Origin of the sequence: Paenibacillus sp. FSL R5-0341 (assembly GCF_037975235.1) — a bacterium.
Classification (GTDB): domain Bacteria; phylum Bacillota; class Bacilli; order Paenibacillales; family Paenibacillaceae; genus Paenibacillus; species Paenibacillus amylolyticus_A.
The window spans coordinates 2,332,258-2,348,848 of the sequence record NZ_CP150241.1 but is presented as its reverse complement, the minus strand read 5'-3'; the positions used below and the strand labels follow the sequence as shown (position 1 = coordinate 2,348,848).

Here is a 16,591-nt window from a genome sequence, read left to right as displayed (position 1 = left end):
TGGCAATACGGCTAACGCTACTCATTTATTCCATTTATTAAGATCTAGGAATTAGCTTCCTCTTCTTGAGCACCTTCAGCTGGCTGTTCCTGGATCAATCCGGCAAACAAGGCATGCACGAATTGCTCCGAATCGAACGGCTGCAGATCGTCAATCTTCTCACCCAGTCCCACGAGTTTCACTGGCAGGTCCAGTTCCTGACGGATCGCAACAACGATCCCACCCTTAGCTGTTCCATCCAGTTTCGTCAGTACCAGACCAGTCACGCCGCTTTTCTCACCGAAAAGTTTAGCCTGATTCAAGGCATTTTGACCTGTTGTTGCATCCAGTACCATCAGTACTTCATGCGGAGCTTCCGGAATTTCACGCTGAATGACACGATAGATCTTGTTAAGCTCGTCCATCAGGTTAGATTTATTTTGCAAACGACCTGCTGTATCACAGAGGAGAACATCTGCGCCCCGTTGTTTTGCTGCCTGCACCGCATCATACATAACAGCTGCTGGATCAGAACCGGACTGCTGCTTGATCACATCGACACCGGCACGTTGTCCCCATACTTCCAGCTGTTCGATAGCTCCCGCACGGAACGTATCTCCGGCTGCCATGATGACTTTTTTACCTTGCTGTTTAAAGCGATGAGCCAGCTTGCCAATCGTTGTTGTTTTACCAACACCGTTAACGCCAACGAACAAAATGACGGTAATACCATCCGGGTTCATTTTCAGTTCGTTATTCTGTTCACCACGAAGAAGATCCGTCAGTTTCTCGGACAATACAGGCTGTAGTTCAGCCGCGTCCTCAATTTTACGTTTTTTCACCTCAACCCGCAGGTCTTCGATCAGGTTCATGACCGTATTCACGCCAACGTCTGCTCCAATCAGGATCTCTTCCAATTCTTCATAGAACTCTTCATCAATTTTTTTGCGGCGGATAACGAGATCCGACACTTTTTCCACAAGCCCTTTACGTGTCTTTTCCAATCCATCCTTGAACTGTTTGGTGACCGACTCCGTTTTGCTTGCAATGCTGTCTCTCAGCTTCTTAAAAAAACTCATAAAGCCCCTCCATCGTGTCCATAATCTGAGCGTTTTGCAAAGATGCTCAATCTAAATCAAATTTAAATGATTACAATGAGTTCATATGTCTCGCAGGTTTGGATCAGATCAGGCAATTATTGCTTCCTCATCTTCCAGTTTAACCGAAACGAGCTTGGATACGCCGCCCTCTTCCATCGTAACACCGTACAGCACATCAGCCTCTTCCATCGTACCTTTACGATGGGTAACAACGATGAACTGTGTTTGTTCGGAGAACTCACGCAAGTACTGGGCAAAACGTACCACGTTAGCTTCGTCCAGCGCTGCCTCTACTTCATCCAGCACGCAGAATGGTACAGGTTTGACATGCAGGATGGCAAATAACAGAGCCATCGCCGTCAAAGCCCGCTCCCCACCAGATAACAGTTGCAGGTTTTGCAGTTTCTTGCCTGGTGGCTGGGCCACAATATCTATTCCCGTTTCAAGCAAGCGCTCCGGGTCCATCAGAACAAGGTCAGCACGTCCCCCGCCAAACAGCTTGGTAAACACGGTACCGAACTCACGGCGGATCGCATCAAACGTGATCTTGAATCGCTTCGCCATCTCGTCTTCCATTTCCCGAATAACCTGATACAACGTTGTTTTAGCTTCCACCAGGTCATTCTTCTGTTCACTCAGGAACTCATAACGCTCATTGACCCGCTGGAACTCCTCAATCGCTCCCAGGTTAACCTCACCCAGGGCGGATATGCTGCGCTTGAGCTTCTGTACCTCTGCCTGTGTATGCTCCACATCTTCCGGTACAGGATAACGCTCTTTGGCGAGCTCATAGCCCAGTTCGTATTCATCCGTCAGCTTCCGCAGTATATTTTCCAGCTCAACATCCAAGCGGTTCACGGAAATTTCCGTCTGTCGCATCTGCTCTTCCACCGCTTTCAACTGCGTGCGCTGTTCCTTCGTTTCGCTTTCAGCAAGCTCAAGCTTCTTCGACAACTCACTTCGCGCAGCACGTTTGAAGTCCAGCTCTTGGGAAGCTTCCGCTTTTTTCAGCTTGTACTGGTTCAGATCTTCAATCTGCTTGACACTCTCGGTCTGTGTTTTCTTGAGATCTGCTTCCATCGAAGCCAGCAACGTGCGATTCTGACGAAGATCTTTCACCAGCGACTCCACTTCACGCTCCAGACGCCGCAATTGTTCCCCATTAGAGAACCGCTCCTGATCGAGCTTACCTTCGCGCACTTTCAATTCGGTGAGTTGGCTCTGCAATTCTTCCTTCGCGGATTCATTGGCTTTCCGAGCAAACTCGGCTGCATGAATGGCACGATGAGTCGCTTTTTCTTCCTCTTCAAGCTGCTCCAGCTTCTTCACAGCGACGATGCGAGCCGTATCCAGCTCTTTGATCTCTTCGGTGAATCCGCTCTTCTCCTGCCCGGCAACAGCAACCTGTTCTAGCACGTGGCGAAGCTCATGCTCTACCTGCTTCATTTCCATCGAAGCCTGCTGTTCTGCATTTCGGGTATCGTCACCGGACTGACGAAGTTCGTCCAGTTTGTCCTGGCACTGCTCCAGTTGAACTTTTACATCATCCACACTGCGATGCAGTTTCACGATCTGATTTTCGGTATCCAAAATATCCTGGTCGAGCTGGTCCAGCTGCCGTTTCCGGCTGAGCAGACTCACATTTTTCTTGTGCTGGCTACCACCGGTCATGGAACCACCCGCATTGACCACGTCACCTTCAAGTGTCACAACCCGGAAACGATACTGGCAACGAGCCGCAATTTTATTGGCGACCTCCAGCGTTTCGGCAATAATAACATTACCCAGTAGACTTCCAATGATCGAAGCATACTTGGATTCGAATTGTACGAGATCAGCACCGATCCCCACAAAACCCTCCATGCCTTCGATCATGGAACGTTCAGCCGCCCCAATGGCACGTGGACGAATAACATCCAGAGGCAGGAACGTTGCACGGCCCAATTGACGTTGCTTCAGAAAAGCAATCGCCTGTCTGGAAACTGATTCATTTTCCATGACCACATGCTGCAAGGATGCGCCCATCGCTGTCTCTACCGCAAGTTCAATCTTCTCTGGAACTTTGACGAGTTCAGCCACAGCTCCATGAACACCGCTCAGCGTACCTTTACGTGAAGCCTTGAGGACCTCCTTGACACCCAGCATGAATCCGTCAAAATCATCCTGCATCTCTTTCATCGTATCGCGGCGGGAGACCTGTGCTTCACGTTTCTGTTCCCATTTACGGACTGTGCCCCGACTTTCTTCGAGCAGCTTCTGCAGCGACTGGAGTCGTTCACTTTCCGTAATGTAACCACCACGTAGATCACTGATTTCTTTGCCCAAGCGAACAACTTTTTTCTCAATGTCCGCTTTGCGACTCTCCAGTGTTTCCTTCTGATCTTCCCATTTGCCCGATTCCTCAGCCGCGCGATTCATTCTGCGCTCCAGCGTTTCTTTCTGCTGGTCCACGTAACGAATTTCATTTCGTGTCTGGGCCATCTGATTCATCAGTTCCAGCAAGTTGCCTTTGAGGCTTTCCTCTTGCTGCTGGCTAATGCCGCCTGTGACACCGATGAGTTTGGCCTCTTCCTGCGACAGCTGATTTCTCACATCATTCAGTTCATGCTCAAGCTTGCCAAACTTGTCACGCAGTGCAAGGAGCTCGGTTTCCCGTTCAGAATGTCTCTCTTCGCTGGCGGCAAGCGTTACTTTGAGCTGCTCCTGATTCGTTTGAAGATGGTGCGAGCGTTCTTTGAGCAGTTCCCCAAGCCCTTCACTTTTCTCCGTCGCTTCACTGAATTGCAATAATGCGGATTGCAGTTGCTCTGTCTCTGTTTCCAGGATACGCAGCGCATTCCGATCATTTTCCAGCTTGGCATCATGCGTAGAGACAATGGCCGCCAGTCCAACCTCTTCCTGTTTTAGCGATTGCAGCCTTTCGTTCGCCTTACTCCAGGAAGCATGAATCTGTTCGATCTGGTACACATACATCGAGATCTCCTGCGATTTGAGCTGTGAACGAAGTTCCTTATAGTGGATCGCTTTCTCCGATTGTTCCTTAAGCGGTCCAATCTGATCTTCCAACTCGGTCACGAGATCATGAATCCGCAGCAAATTCTGCTCTGTCTCATCCAGTTTGCGCGTAGCATCCCGCTTGCGGGATTTATATTTAACGATACCTGAAGCCTCTTCAAAAATGCCCCTGCGATCCTCTGAACGGGTACTCAGAATCTCTTCGATTCGCCCCTGTCCAATAATCGAGTAGGCTTCTTTACCAATGCCGGTATCCATAAACAACTCCGTGATATCCTTCAAACGACAAGATTGTTTGTTGATAAAATACTCACTATCTCCACTGCGATGTACACGACGAGTTACCGTCACTTCACCGAAATCCAATGCAAGTGCGTGATCCTCGTTATCGAGCGTTAGCGAAACTTCGCCGAAATTAACAGCCTTTCGTGCATCACTGCCTGCAAAAATGATATCTTCCATCTTGCCACCACGTAGCGACTTGGCACTTTGTTCCCCCAGAACCCAGCGGATTCCGTCCGATATATTACTCTTACCACTTCCGTTCGGACCTACAACAGCCGTAATGCCACGAACGAATTCCATCTCCGTTTTGTCGGCGAATGACTTGAATCCACCCAATTCAATCCGTTTTAAAAACATAGGGTTTCTCGTCACCTCCTATTGCAAATTTCAAGTATTGCATTCTAGCGCCTAAATGAATTGAACCATTGCTATTACACATGATCACTCCAATTGCAGTACCATCCTCCGATCGCTCTTATCCCCAGATTTTCTTTATTCCCTTATCCAAGGGAAAAATCCGTTGATAAATGCGCACGCTTCGCTTCTTCAGATTGGTTCTGCACTCTTCGTTTTGTGTAAATTAAGATTCAACTTATTTAGTTAACGATCAGGCTAACTCCCCCTGAACCTCTTTACAAAAAAAAGAGCAAAAAGCAGTCCGGCCGATTACTTCCGCCGGGGCGGACCCGCGGGCTGCTCTTTGCTCTTCGTTTGTCTATGCGCTATCGGTTAAGCTCCGGCTTCCGGAAGCTTCAAACGATCAAGTGCTGCAGATGCAGCCTGTTGTTCCGCTTCCTTTTTGGAACGCCCTGTACCTCTGCCAAGCCGTTCTTGACCCATATGGACCTCCGAGACAAACTCACGTTCATGGGCAGGTCCCCGTTCCTCAACGATACGGTATTCCAAAGCTCCCATATTGTGATGCTGAGTAAGTTCCTGCAGTTCCGTTTTGTAATCACTCATTTGCAGCTTGCTGCCCAGAACGATTAATGGGAAGACATGCTGGTCAAGAAATGTCCGAACAGGCGCAAGCCCCTGATCCAGATACAATGCACCAATGAAAGATTCAAACACATCTGCCAGCAAAGCCGGTCGTGTCCGGCCTCCAGTTAGTTCCTCACCTTTACCAAGAAGTACATACTGCCCAAAACCCAACGCTTCAGCAAATTTGACGAGGGAAGGCTCACAGACAATGGATGCCCGCAGCTTAGTTAATTCACCTTCCGGACGGTTAGGATACAAATGATACAAGTATTCCGATACAGTCAGTTCCAGCACGGCATCGCCCAGAAACTCCAGACGCTCATTGTCCTGATGCTGACTGAACCGGTGTTCGTTTACATAAGAAGCATGGGTAAACGCTTGTTTTAAAAGCTGCCTGTTGTCAAATTTGATTTGAAGTTTGTGTTGTAACTGCTTCAGATCTTCACTCAAACGAACTAGCCCCTTATGCTTCAAATTTTTTGAGAATAATGGTGGCATTGTGACCGCCGAATCCAAATGAATTGGACATGGCAATATTAACTTTAGTTTGACGTGGAACATTTGGTACATAATCCAGATCACATTCTGGGTCCTGATTTTCCAGGTTAATCGTTGGAGCCAGTGTCTGATGTGTCAGTGACAATCCGCAGATGACTGCTTCTACACCACCAGCAGCGCCAAGCATGTGGCCTGTCATGGATTTAGTGGAACTCACTGCAAGCTTGTACGCATGATCGCCAAACGCCTTTTTGATCGCAAGTGTTTCGGATCTGTCGCCTACAGGCGTCGAAGTTCCGTGTGCATTGATGTAATCCACTTCTTCAGGCTCAATGCCCGCATTGCGAAGTGCCATCTTCATGCAACGTGCTGCTCCGTCCGGATCTGGTTCTGTCATGTGATGTGCATCGCCAGTCAGACCATAACCAATCACTTCACCATAAATACGTGCACCACGTTTTTGAGCATGTTCCAGGGATTCCAGAATCAGAACGCCCGCGCCTTCGCCCATAACAAAACCATCACGTTCTGTATCAAAAGGACGGCTTGATTTCGCAGGATCATCATTACGTGTAGACATTGCGCGCATCGCACAGAACCCTGCAAGACCTGTTGGTCTGATTGTTGCTTCCGCACCACCACAGATCATGGCATCTGCATCACCATTGGCAATCAGCTTGAAGGAATCTCCGATGGAGTGTGTACCTGTTGCACAAGCGGTAACAACGTTAATGTTAGGACCTTTGGCACCAAGAGAAATCGACATTTGACCTGAAGCCATGTTCGAGATCATCATGGGAATGAAGAATGGACTTACACGTTTTGGACCTTTTTGCAGCAATGCATTATGTTGGTCCTCCCAAGTACCCAATCCACCAATACCTGATCCGATGGATACACCGAAACGCTCTGCATCAATGTTCTCGTTAATTTTCAGACCACTGTCTTCAACGGCTTTGAAGCCGGCTGCCACAGCGAACTGAACAAAACGGTCCATTTTGCGAGCATCTTTGCGATCCATGTATTCTTCCGGGTTGAAATCCTTGATCTCGGCTGCAATCTGTGTCGTATATTCACTCACATCGAACGCCTCAATCTGAGAGATTCCGGACTTTCCTGCCATTAAACTGCCCCAGAACGTTTCCAAATCTTTTCCGAGCGATGTCATTACGCCCATTCCGGTAATTACTACTCTTTGTTTCAAACCGACTCACCTCTATATCGACTGCATTACGCAAGTATTTTGTGGGAATATCCGCAAACAGGCATATATTCAACCAAGATCAGAAGACCTGCTTGAGTAGAGCTGCTTGCGGAATGAGAAAAACCAATGAATGATGAGAAGTCCCGCCTGTTCGAAAACATGTGCGGGACTAAAATGACTTTAGGTATGAGATTGTATGTAGTTTACAACTTCACCTACGGTCGTGATTTTTTCTGCATCTTCATCAGAGATTTCCAAATCAAATTCATCTTCCAATTCCATGACCAATTCCACTACATCCAAAGAATCAGCACCCAAATCTTCTTTGAAAGATGCTTCAAGTGTAACTTCAGCTTCGTCTGCGCCCAAGCGGTCGACGACGATGCGTTTTACACGCTCCAATACATCGGACATCCGGTTCACCTCCTTCTTTGGTATTATACGAGAATCGCAGGCAAAATGCCATAGAAGACATATGCGGCTCCCGGCCGGGGAACCCGGCCTTTTTCCGGCATTTCGGATCGTCCAGCGCCTGTTCCCCGACTATTGTTCAAGTCCGGGAAGAATTACATGTACATGCCACCATCGACATGCAGCGTCTGCCCTGTCATATAAGATGAAGCCTGTGAAGCCAGGAACGTGACTACATCGGCGATTTCATCCGGCTGACCCAAACGGGACAACGGAATACCACTCAGCATACCGTCCACCAGTTCCTGAGACAACTCTTTTGTCATATCCGTCTCAATGAAACCTGGTGCAACACAGTTGACTGTGATTCCGCGAGAAGCCAGTTCACGAGCGGATGCCTTCGTCAAACCAATGACGCCTGCTTTGGCAGCAACATAGTTCGCTTGTCCAGCATTACCAAGCACACCTACAACCGAGGAGATATTGATAATTCTTCCCGAACGTTGTTTCATCATTGGACGAGTAACCGCCTTAAGGCAGTTAAACACACCTTTGAGATTGGTTTCAATAACCTGATCGAATTCTTCCTCTTTCATACGCATGATCAAATTATCACGGGTAATCCCAGCATTGTTCACCAGAATATCAACGTTGCCCCATGCTTCGAGTGTAGCTTTGACCATTTGTTCAGCTTCATCCATCAGGCCAACATTGGCTTGAAGTGTAATCGCCTTGACTCCTTTGGCACGGATTGCTTCCGCCACTTCCTCAGCTGCAGCTTGACTGCCCGCATAATTCACGGCCACGTTCGCTCCAGCCTCAGCCAGTGCCAGTGCAATACTGCGCCCAATTCCCCGGGATGCCCCGGTAACGAGTGCATTTTTACCTTCTAATGGTTTAGACATAATCATTCCTCCTTTCCCCAAATCTATATCAGTTCAACCAAAGAATGTTTACACTTGCCACTCCGATGACAGAATAAACTTCCGATCGCTGTTATCCCCAGATTTTTTTTGATTCCCTTTTCTAAAGGGAAAATCCGGTGATAAAGGCGAACGCTCCGCTTCTTCAGTTTTTTTCTGTCCTCTCCGTTCTCGTGTAAAAAGTTTAGTTTAACTCATATAACTCCTTCTAATTCACTTGCCGTTGCTTCGAGCGTTTCAAGACTGTTCACATTGTAGAGTTTAACGGTTTTATCTGTTTTTTTAATCAAACCGGTCAATACACTGCCTGATCCAATCTCGATGAACGTATCCACGCCTTGCTCAATAAGCCATGTCACACTGTCTTCCCATAATACAGGAGAATAGACCTGAGCTGTTAACAAATCCTGAACTTGTCCATTCTCTGCAGGTCTTGCCGTCACATTAGCAACTACAGGAACCGTTGCCGGTGAGAACGTGACGGTTTTCAGTTTTTCTTTCAGCTTCTCAGCTGCACCCTTCATCAATGAAGAGTGGAACGGGCCGCTTACTTCCAATGCAATGGCGCGTTTACCGCCAGCTTCTTTCACTCGCTCCGCGACTGCAGCTACGCCTTCCTTTACACCAGAAACGACGATTTGTCCTGGACAATTAATGTTCGCAAGTTCAACCGCATGACCACTTTCAGATACGTCACGGCAAAGCACCCCCAGCGCTTCCCGATCCGCACCCAACACAGCAGCCATAGCTCCTTGTCCACCCGGAACTGCCTGTTCCATATACTGACCACGAGCCCGTACAATGCTCACTGCATCAGCAAACGATAGAACGCCTGCCGCCACCAGTGCACTGTATTCTCCCAGACTGTGCCCAGCCGTATAATCAGGCTGAATTCCTTTTTCTTTGAAAGCTTCAAGCAAGGCAATACTTGCTGTCAACAGAGCCGGTTGTGTATTTGATGTCTGTTTCAACTCGGTCTCCGGTCCTTCAAATACAAGATTACTCAGCGAGAAACCCAATGTTTCATCCGCTGTACGAAAAATCTCGGTTGCCGCAGGCACGGACTCATACGCGTCCTTCGCCATGCCTACAGCCTGTGATCCCTGTCCGGGAAATACAAATGCTATTTTACCCATCTCATTCATCTCCCAGCTCTCTAGTTTACCAAACGAGTACGGATGCACCCCATGTCAAACCGCCACCGAATCCAACCATCAGAACAGTATCTCCGGCTTTCATGCGACCTTCCTCGGCAGCTTCTACCAGAGCAAGTGGAATGGAAGCAGCAGATGTGTTAGCATACTTGTCCACGTTGACTACAACCTTCTCTTCAGGAAGTTCAAGTCGTTGCATCGCAGATTGGATAATCCGAATATTTGCTTGGTGAGGAACAAACAGATCCACATCCGTGCGCTCCATACCAGCCTTGCGCAATACTTCGATGGTAGCCGTTCCCATGACACGTACCGCAAACTTGAACACTTCACGACCGTTCATATAGATGTAATGCTTTTTATTTTCAACGGTCTCTACAGTAGCAGGCAAACGAGAACCGCCGCCTTCCATCTGAAGAAGACTGCCGCCAGCACCTTCGGCACCAAGATCGAATGCTTTGAATCCACGGCCTTCCGGAACTTCACCAACGACCACCGCGCCTGCTCCGTCACCAAAGAGGACACATGTGTTACGGTCTGTATAATCCGTAATACGAGACAAGCAGTCCGCACCAATAACAAGTGCATTGTTGTACATGCCGCTTTGGATGAAGCTCGTAGCACTCGCCAAACCATATACAAATCCGGAACAAGCAGCCGACAAATCGAATGCCGCCGCACCTTTTGCACCCAGTTTGTCCTGCAAGATGCAGGCTGTCGATGGGAACGAAGAATCCGGGGTAATCGTTGCAACAATAATCAGATCAAGATCACTGCCTGTCATGCCTGCAGATTCAAGGGCTTTAATAGCCGCTTCGTACGCCAGATCGGAAGTTGCCTGATCGGGTGCAGCAATATGACGTTCTTTGATCCCTGTACGACTGACGATCCACTCGTCATTGGTGTCGACCATTTTTTCCAGGTCGCTATTCGTCAAAATTTTCTCAGGCACATATTTCCCTGTACCAATAATCCCTACTGGGCGCAAATTATTCATGTCGTCACTCACTTCCCGCTAATTTCCTTAGATATGCTCTCTACCAGCTGATTCTGCACTGCAATCCGAGCTTGGCGTACAGCATTTTTGATGGCATTGCCATCAGCAGATCCATGACTTTTCACAACCAGCCTACTCAAACCAAGGAGCGGCGCTCCGCCATGCTCCGTATAATCCAGCTTACGTTTCAACCCACGCAGTTCAGGCATCAGTACAGCCGCAGCCAGTTTACTTTTGAGGGAAGATGAGAATTGTTCCTTAAGCAAGGCGAAAATGGCCCCTGCTGTGCCTTCCAACGATTTCAGCAGTATATTCCCTGCAAAACCGTCACATACAAGCACATCACAAGCACCGGTCAGCACATCACGTGCTTCTACATTACCAACAAAGCGAATTGGGAGTTGCTCCAGTAAGGGATACGCATGTTTGGTCAACTCATTACCCTTGCCTGGTTCTGTTCCTACATTGAGCAATCCCACTCTTGGGGATTCTATGCCCTGTACTTTTTGCCGATACAAACTGCCCATCAGGCCATATTGTGCAAGATGCTCCGGTTTGGCATCCATATTCGCTCCGAGATCAAGAGCAAGTACACCCACATCATCAATCGTTGGAATCATCGGCGCAAGTGCCGGACGTTCGATGCCTTCCATACGACCTACAACAAGCAAACCCGCTGTCATCAACGCTCCAGTGTTGCCCGCCGAGATCATCGCGTCCGCTTCGCCTTCTTTCAACATCCGGCCAGCTACCACCATGGAGGCATCTTTCTTGCGACGTACTGCTTTAACGGGTTCATCATCCGATCCAATAACTTCCGAAGCATGCCGGACCGTCAGATTGGCAGGTCTCACACCTGACTGACTCAAAAGAGGTTCCAGCTTGGCTTCATCGCCGATCAGGACGATCTGTGTATCCGCCCATTCCGTAGCTGCGGCAATCGCACCTTCTACCGTGGATGCAGGTGCATTGTCGCCTCCCATGGCATCAATGACGATTTTCATTCCAAATGACCTCCTTCTCCGCTGTCTTCTCCACCTGAATGGTAGATTACAAAGTTGCCTTGAAACACCATCTCTTCACCTACATAGGTGAATACTTCCACTTTGGCTTTGCCCTTTTGACCCGGAATCGATCTCACATAAGCCTTAGCAATACATTTTTCTCCCAAATGAACCGAACGGACAAAACGAATGTCTGCTGATGCGGTCAACGCGATCTCGTCATTAATAATCGCTACAGCCAGGGAGTTGGCCTGTGCAAAGACATAGTGTCCACGTGCAATGCCTGTTCTGGAAAATACGTGTTCTTCCTTAATCTCGAACAAGGAAATACCGCTCTTGTCCAGCTGTAAATCCACAATATCACCGATAATCTCATGCAGGGGCAGCGAGCGTACCTGATCATACGAGCGTTCTGCCATCAGTTTCATCCGTTCCCGAAGTTCGGGTATTCCAAGTTCCAACCTGTCAAGACGAATCGTCTGAATACTCACCTTCAATTGGCGCGTAAGTTCCTGATCCGTCACAAACGGGTTTTCTTCTATCATTTTGGTTAACTGCTGTTGCCTCTGTCTCTTCGGTACACGTTCGATGCCTGACACCCCCCGCTGTATCGTTTACGGAACCGTCCCATCCGGCCAGTTCAACCATTCGTTCCTGTTGCTTCTATAGTTGCATCCCTGGTCACCAGGGTCGTTCTCAAACGGATCATGGTTCATCTATATGTAACGTCAAATCTTAGAACCTGGTACTAAACTATAGTATATCTCATCCCGTGTCAAAAAGAAAGGCTGGCCTAACAAAAACAATCCACTCTTGTAGAGCACAGATTTCATGCGTGCTAACGCACTCTACCGATACCCTCTAACCCCAAAAAAAGTAGCACCTCATCGAAATGAAGTGCTACTTAATGTCCAACTATTATTGAGAGATGATCTCTCTTGCTTTGTACGTTCCGCACACTTTGCACACGTGGTGACTAAGTTTAAGTTCGCCACATTGTTCACATTTCACCATGCCCGGTACAGCCAATTTAAAGTGAGTGCGACGTTTGTCGCGACGCGTCTTGGACGTTCTCCGTTGAGGTACTGCCATTATTCCCACCTCCTTATCAAAATCAACCTTTGCAGGTAGTCTTAAAATGTTCGATTTTCAATCATGCTCATTTAAAAAAATCCTTGAGCCCTGCAAGCCGCGGATCGATAACCTGGTTATCACAACCGCAGTCACCTTCGTTCAGCTCATGGCCACACTTGGGGCATAACCCTTTGCATGTATCGCTGCATAGCGGTATAAACGGAAGATCCAGCAGAAAAACTTCCTCGGCATAACCCTTCAGATCAACGCTATCTCCATCCACATAGAGCGTATCATCGTCTTCGTGTAAATCCTCTGGCTGTTTTCCTTGCTTGAATTGCTCATGAAAATCAATATGAAAATGTTCATTGATCGGCTTAAGACAACGGGAGCACAACATGTCCACTCCTATAGTCAGCTTGCCATGAACATCCACAACGTCACCTTCTCTGAATGCTGCAGATAAGTCCGCAGTCAGCGGGGTAACGGCTGTGATATCTTGTCGGTTAGAAACCAGTTCCTTGATATCCCACTCTTCGTTAAACTTCAGGGGGCCATCACTGGTAGCCACTTTGCGAAATGGCATTAACATTTCCATCACTCCAAACGAAACCAATTTCATAGTTCGTATCAAACGTATCACGACAGTTATACAGGTCAAGCCTGCTTTTGTAAAGCAATAAATCCTGACTGTATGTATTCTGACGCTTCGCCGTTAAAAGTATTATGAAATTGACTTAACAAACAAAAATCATTATACCGATTTTTCAAGACGTTTGTCAACACTTTTAACTTTACACCCTATTTTAAAACGAATGGCCCAGAACCGTTTACTCCATCTGGTCTATTATAGACTCACTTCAAGATAAACTACAAGTCGTCATTTTAGTTGTTGCTCCTTGCAAACAGCGGTCACATTTCGTTAACGTTTAGTGTGATCTATATCACACAGACCCACTTGCCCCCTATCTATACTTGCTATAAACCGAAGCACGATCAGCTCCATGACCGATTGTTTATCCAACTATTTCATATTATATCGGGAGGGAAAATGTATGTTAAGCGAGCACACAATTAGAGTCATTAAGTCTACAGTACCTGTACTTGAAGTCCACGGGGAAGCGATCACACGCCATTTCTATGAAACGATGTTTACGGCTCATCCGGAACTGCTAAATATTTTTAATCACGCAAATCAGAAACAGGGACGACAGCAAGCCGCCCTAGCCAATATGGTATACACCGCTGCCCTGCATATCGATAATCTGTCCTCCATCCTGCCTGCCGTCCAGCAAGTTGCACATAAACATCGCAGCCTAGGTATCGTTCCTGAGCAATATGCGATTGTCGGCACCTATCTGCTACAAGCCATCAAGGATGTGCTTGGAGACGCGGCAACGGATGAAATCATCACGGCGTGGGGCGAAGCCTACAATGTCATTGCAGACGCCTTTATCGGGATCGAACAGGACATGTATACGGAAGCGGAAAACCAGACGGGTGGCTGGGAAGGATTTCGTACCTTCAAAGTTGCCAAGAAAGTGCAGGAAAGTGAAATCATCACGTCCTTTTACCTCGTTCCAGACGACGGTCAGCCTATCGCCAGCTATAAACCCGGACAATACATTAGTATCAAAATCCAGCCAGAGGCACAGTCATTTACCCAGATTCGTCAGTATAGCCTTTCAGATACCCCGGGTAAACCCTACTATCGCATTTCCGTTAAGCGTGAGCTAGGTGGATTAGATCGCCCTGATGGAGTCATATCCACGTATCTCCACGACCACATTGAAGAAGGTAGTCAAGTGGAACTATCCGCTCCTGCTGGCGACTTCACGCTGGATGCAGAGGATAAACGTCCTGTTGTGTTACTTAGTGGGGGTGTTGGCTTAACGCCCATGATCAGTATGTTAAATACGCTGGTTCAGTTGAACGAAAACCGTGCAATTACTTTTTTACATGCAAGTCCCAATGGTCAATCTCACGCGTTCCGTGATCATGTGAACAGTCTGGCCGAACTTAATGAGAGCGTTAAAGCATATTATTGTTATACACAACCTGAGAATTCTGATCATATGAGCAGTCATTTTCATAAGGAAGGTTATATGGATGCGGTCTGGCTTCGCCAAGTGATTAATGAACTGGATGCCACCTATTATCTGTGTGGACCGGTTTCGTTCATGCGCTCAGTGTATACGGAGCTTCTGGCGCTTGGAGTTGCAGCAGACAACATTCATTATGAATTTTTTGGACCGAAAGCTAGTCTTTCTCCCGCGCCGGAGAGTGTCTAGGTGTTCTGAGATGTGATTGTCCTAAATTCCTAATGTATAAGTTTATAGGTAAGTGTCCTATCATGTTAATTTATTAAGATGAAGTTATGAAGAGGTCATTCTCCAATTATACAAAATATATAATATACAATAGATTTACAGGCACAGTCCGACATCCGTTGATGTCGGATTTGTGCTTTTTTCTTGTCTGAATTGGTGCATGATTTGATCTAATACATGACATCCCCTATGATGGAATGGATGTTATACATAATCGGATATCCAATCGAAAGGAGTACCTCTAACCATGAAAGCCGTGGGCGTCATTGTTGAATATAACCCTTTGCACAATGGGCATGTCTATCATTTGCAGGAAGCTCGGCGGCTAAGCGGGGCAGACGCCGTTGTTGCGGTCATGAGCGGCCCTTTTCTCCAGCGTGGTGAACCCGCCATCGTGGGTAAAAGGGCGCGCACCGAGATGGCGCTGCACGCAGGCGCGGATCTCGTGCTTGAACTGCCGGTTGCGTACGCGGTCCAACCGGCCGAGTGGTTCGCCTTCGGTGCGGTATCCCTGCTGCACCGCACCGGCGTTGTGGACTCGCTCTGCTTTGGCAGCGAGTCCGGAGACCTGGACAGCCTGCAGCGCATTGCGCGCGTGCTGGCTGTAGAGCCCGCAGGGATGCGCGAGGACATCGCGCGCCGCCTGCGGGAAGGCGCCAGCTACCCCGCCGCGTACGCAGGCGCGGCGGCAGCGCTGGCGCCCGGCGGCGTCGATGCTCACGACGCCGCTGCACTGCTGGAGCAGCCCAACAATTCGCTTGGGCTGCACTACCTGATCGCGCTGCAACGACTTGGCAGCGCGATCCAGCCCTTTACGGCGGCGCGTACCGGTGCCGCGTATCATGACGCGACGCCCGGGCCGGGGGCGATCGCCAGTGCCACAGCCGTCCGCCGCCTGCTGATGGCGGACGGCCCCGATGCCGCCGCGCCATACGTGCCGGCGGCGACCCTTGCCATTCTTCATCGCGAATGGCAGGAAGGGCGCGCTCCCATACACTGGGAGCGCTTTGCACAGCCGCTGTTGCACCTTGCGGCCACCCGCCGTGCCTCCGAGCTGGAACGCATCGCCGAAGTCACGGAAGGCCTGGAACACCGGCTGAGCCGTACACTCGCTCAGCTCCCGGAGCCTTCAGTCGAATCACTCCTGGATGCACTGAAGACCAAACGTTACACACGCACAAAGCTTCAGCGTATGCTTGCCCACTTGCTCCTGAATCACACCAAAGCCGAGTGTTCCCCAGAGCAATTGGCTGCCGGACCCGGATATCTCCGCGTCCTTGGATTTAATACTCAAGGGCAAAGCCTGCTTAAACAGATGAAGAAGACCGCGTCACTGCCTGTTGTGCTGAAACCGTCGACGTTCACCCACAATCAGCTGGAACTGGATATCCAAGCTCAGGTTGCGTATGGGCTCTCTTCCGAGCATAGGGATACACGCAGGATGTTCAGTGACTACTATGAGTCGCCTGTGAGAGTGTAATCTGCTTTTGATCAAAAGGCTTAATCTCATATAGAGCTTTTAATTCCCATCATTTAGGGATCATTGATTCTTAAATATTCGACACTCAATTGTACAAGTAAAAAAATCCCCTTGCTGCGCGCCGCTCAGGCACCTCGCAACAAGGGGATTTCC

14 protein-coding genes are annotated in these 16,591 nt (G+C 48.6%); 2 read left to right on the top strand and 12 right to left on the bottom strand.

What is annotated here, in order from left to right; translation table 11 throughout:
* Nucleotides 1-44 precede the first annotated feature (44 nt).
* The 12 genes from ftsY to MKX75_RS10605 all read right to left on the bottom strand — a co-directional run bounded on the left by ftsY (nucleotide 45) and on the right by MKX75_RS10605 (nucleotide 13,220).
* Nucleotides 45-1,058, bottom strand: coding sequence for a signal recognition particle-docking protein FtsY (gene ftsY, locus MKX75_RS10660; RefSeq protein ID WP_339169571.1), 1,014 nt, complete (start codon nucleotides 1,056-1,058; stop codon nucleotides 45-47).
* A 108-nt stretch (nucleotides 1,059-1,166) separates the two neighbouring features.
* Nucleotides 1,167-4,736 (bottom strand): chromosome segregation protein SMC, encoded by a 3,570-nt coding sequence (gene smc / locus MKX75_RS10655; protein WP_339169570.1) that lies wholly within the window; start codon nucleotides 4,734-4,736, stop codon nucleotides 1,167-1,169.
* 372 nt (nucleotides 4,737-5,108) lie between these two features.
* On the bottom strand, nucleotides 5,109-5,813 hold the full coding sequence (rnc, locus tag MKX75_RS10650; protein ID WP_036670338.1) for a ribonuclease III: 705 nt from the start codon (nucleotides 5,811-5,813) through the stop codon (nucleotides 5,109-5,111).
* A gap of 13 nt (nucleotides 5,814-5,826) precedes the next feature.
* A complete protein-coding gene (fabF, locus tag MKX75_RS10645; protein WP_062833763.1) occupies nucleotides 5,827-7,065 on the bottom strand; it encodes a beta-ketoacyl-ACP synthase II in 1,239 nt (412 codons plus the stop codon).
* Between the two features lie 180 nt (nucleotides 7,066-7,245).
* Nucleotides 7,246-7,479: an acyl carrier protein gene (acpP, locus tag MKX75_RS10640; protein WP_024630176.1), complete on the bottom strand. Its 234-nt coding sequence runs from the start codon at nucleotides 7,477-7,479 to the stop codon at nucleotides 7,246-7,248.
* A 152-nt stretch (nucleotides 7,480-7,631) separates the two neighbouring features.
* Complete coding sequence (fabG, locus tag MKX75_RS10635; protein ID WP_076330649.1) at nucleotides 7,632-8,381, bottom strand: 3-oxoacyl-[acyl-carrier-protein] reductase; 750 nt, start codon at nucleotides 8,379-8,381, stop codon at nucleotides 7,632-7,634.
* A gap of 212 nt (nucleotides 8,382-8,593) precedes the next feature.
* Nucleotides 8,594-9,535 carry an ACP S-malonyltransferase gene (gene fabD, locus MKX75_RS10630; RefSeq protein WP_076330648.1) on the bottom strand — a complete coding sequence of 314 codons (942 nt, stop codon included), beginning with the start codon at nucleotides 9,533-9,535 and terminating at the stop codon, nucleotides 8,594-8,596.
* Between the two features lie 25 nt (nucleotides 9,536-9,560).
* Complete coding sequence (locus MKX75_RS10625) at nucleotides 9,561-10,550, bottom strand: beta-ketoacyl-ACP synthase III (RefSeq protein ID WP_076330647.1); 990 nt, start codon at nucleotides 10,548-10,550, stop codon at nucleotides 9,561-9,563.
* Between the two features lie 8 nt (nucleotides 10,551-10,558).
* Entirely contained in the window at nucleotides 10,559-11,554 is a 996-nt protein-coding gene (plsX, locus tag MKX75_RS10620; protein ID WP_017689231.1) for a phosphate acyltransferase PlsX, read from the bottom strand.
* On the bottom strand, nucleotides 11,551-12,099 hold the full coding sequence (gene fapR / locus MKX75_RS10615; protein ID WP_062833760.1) for a transcription factor FapR: 549 nt from the start codon (nucleotides 12,097-12,099) through the stop codon (nucleotides 11,551-11,553). The genes plsX and fapR overlap by 4 nt, the downstream gene beginning before the upstream one ends.
* Before the next feature lie 373 nt (nucleotides 12,100-12,472).
* Nucleotides 12,473-12,646 (bottom strand): 50S ribosomal protein L32, encoded by a 174-nt coding sequence (gene rpmF, locus MKX75_RS10610; protein ID WP_017689233.1) that lies wholly within the window; start codon nucleotides 12,644-12,646, stop codon nucleotides 12,473-12,475.
* Between the two features lie 67 nt (nucleotides 12,647-12,713).
* Nucleotides 12,714-13,220, bottom strand: a complete 507-nt coding sequence (locus MKX75_RS10605; protein WP_076330645.1) for a DUF177 domain-containing protein — start codon at nucleotides 13,218-13,220, stop codon at nucleotides 12,714-12,716.
* 463 nt (nucleotides 13,221-13,683) lie between these two features.
* Here MKX75_RS10605 and hmpA point away from each other — a divergent pair, with 463 nt between their 5' ends.
* Together hmpA and MKX75_RS10595 are read left to right on the top strand one after the other, a co-directional pair.
* Nucleotides 13,684-14,919 carry an NO-inducible flavohemoprotein gene (gene hmpA, locus MKX75_RS10600; RefSeq protein ID WP_339169567.1) on the top strand — a complete coding sequence of 412 codons (1,236 nt, stop codon included), beginning with the start codon at nucleotides 13,684-13,686 and terminating at the stop codon, nucleotides 14,917-14,919.
* Between the two features lie 286 nt (nucleotides 14,920-15,205).
* Nucleotides 15,206-16,438, top strand: a complete 1,233-nt coding sequence (locus tag MKX75_RS10595) for a nucleotidyltransferase (protein WP_339169566.1) — start codon at nucleotides 15,206-15,208, stop codon at nucleotides 16,436-16,438.
* Nucleotides 16,439-16,591 lie beyond the last annotated feature (153 nt).

Excerpts from the sequence above, each read along its gene's own strand:
- ftsY (WP_339169571.1), bottom strand. The coding sequence starts at position 1,058 with ATGAGTTTTTTTAAGAAGCTGAGAGACAGCATTGCAAGCAAAACGGAG.
- smc (WP_339169570.1), bottom strand. The coding sequence starts at position 4,736 with ATGTTTTTAAAACGGATTGAATTGGGTGGATTCAAGTCATTCGCCGAC.
- acpP (WP_024630176.1), bottom strand. The coding sequence starts at position 7,479 with ATGTCCGATGTATTGGAGCGTGTAAAACGCATCGTCGTCGACCGCTTG.
- fabG (WP_076330649.1), bottom strand. The coding sequence starts at position 8,381 with ATGTCTAAACCATTAGAAGGTAAAAATGCACTCGTTACCGGGGCATCC.
- fabD (WP_076330648.1), bottom strand. The coding sequence starts at position 9,535 with ATGGGTAAAATAGCATTTGTATTTCCCGGACAGGGATCACAGGCTGTA.
- MKX75_RS10625 (WP_076330647.1), bottom strand. The coding sequence starts at position 10,550 with ATGAATAATTTGCGCCCAGTAGGGATTATTGGTACAGGGAAATATGTG.
- plsX (WP_017689231.1), bottom strand. The coding sequence starts at position 11,554 with ATGAAAATCGTCATTGATGCCATGGGAGGCGACAATGCACCTGCATCC.
- fapR (WP_062833760.1), bottom strand. The coding sequence starts at position 12,099 with ATGATAGAAGAAAACCCGTTTGTGACGGATCAGGAACTTACGCGCCAA.
- rpmF (WP_017689233.1), bottom strand. The coding sequence starts at position 12,646 with ATGGCAGTACCTCAACGGAGAACGTCCAAGACGCGTCGCGACAAACGT.
- MKX75_RS10605 (WP_076330645.1), bottom strand. The coding sequence starts at position 13,220 with ATGTTAATGCCATTTCGCAAAGTGGCTACCAGTGATGGCCCCCTGAAG.
- hmpA (WP_339169567.1), top strand. The coding sequence starts at position 13,684 with ATGTTAAGCGAGCACACAATTAGAGTCATTAAGTCTACAGTACCTGTA.
- MKX75_RS10595 (WP_339169566.1), top strand. The coding sequence starts at position 15,206 with ATGAAAGCCGTGGGCGTCATTGTTGAATATAACCCTTTGCACAATGGG.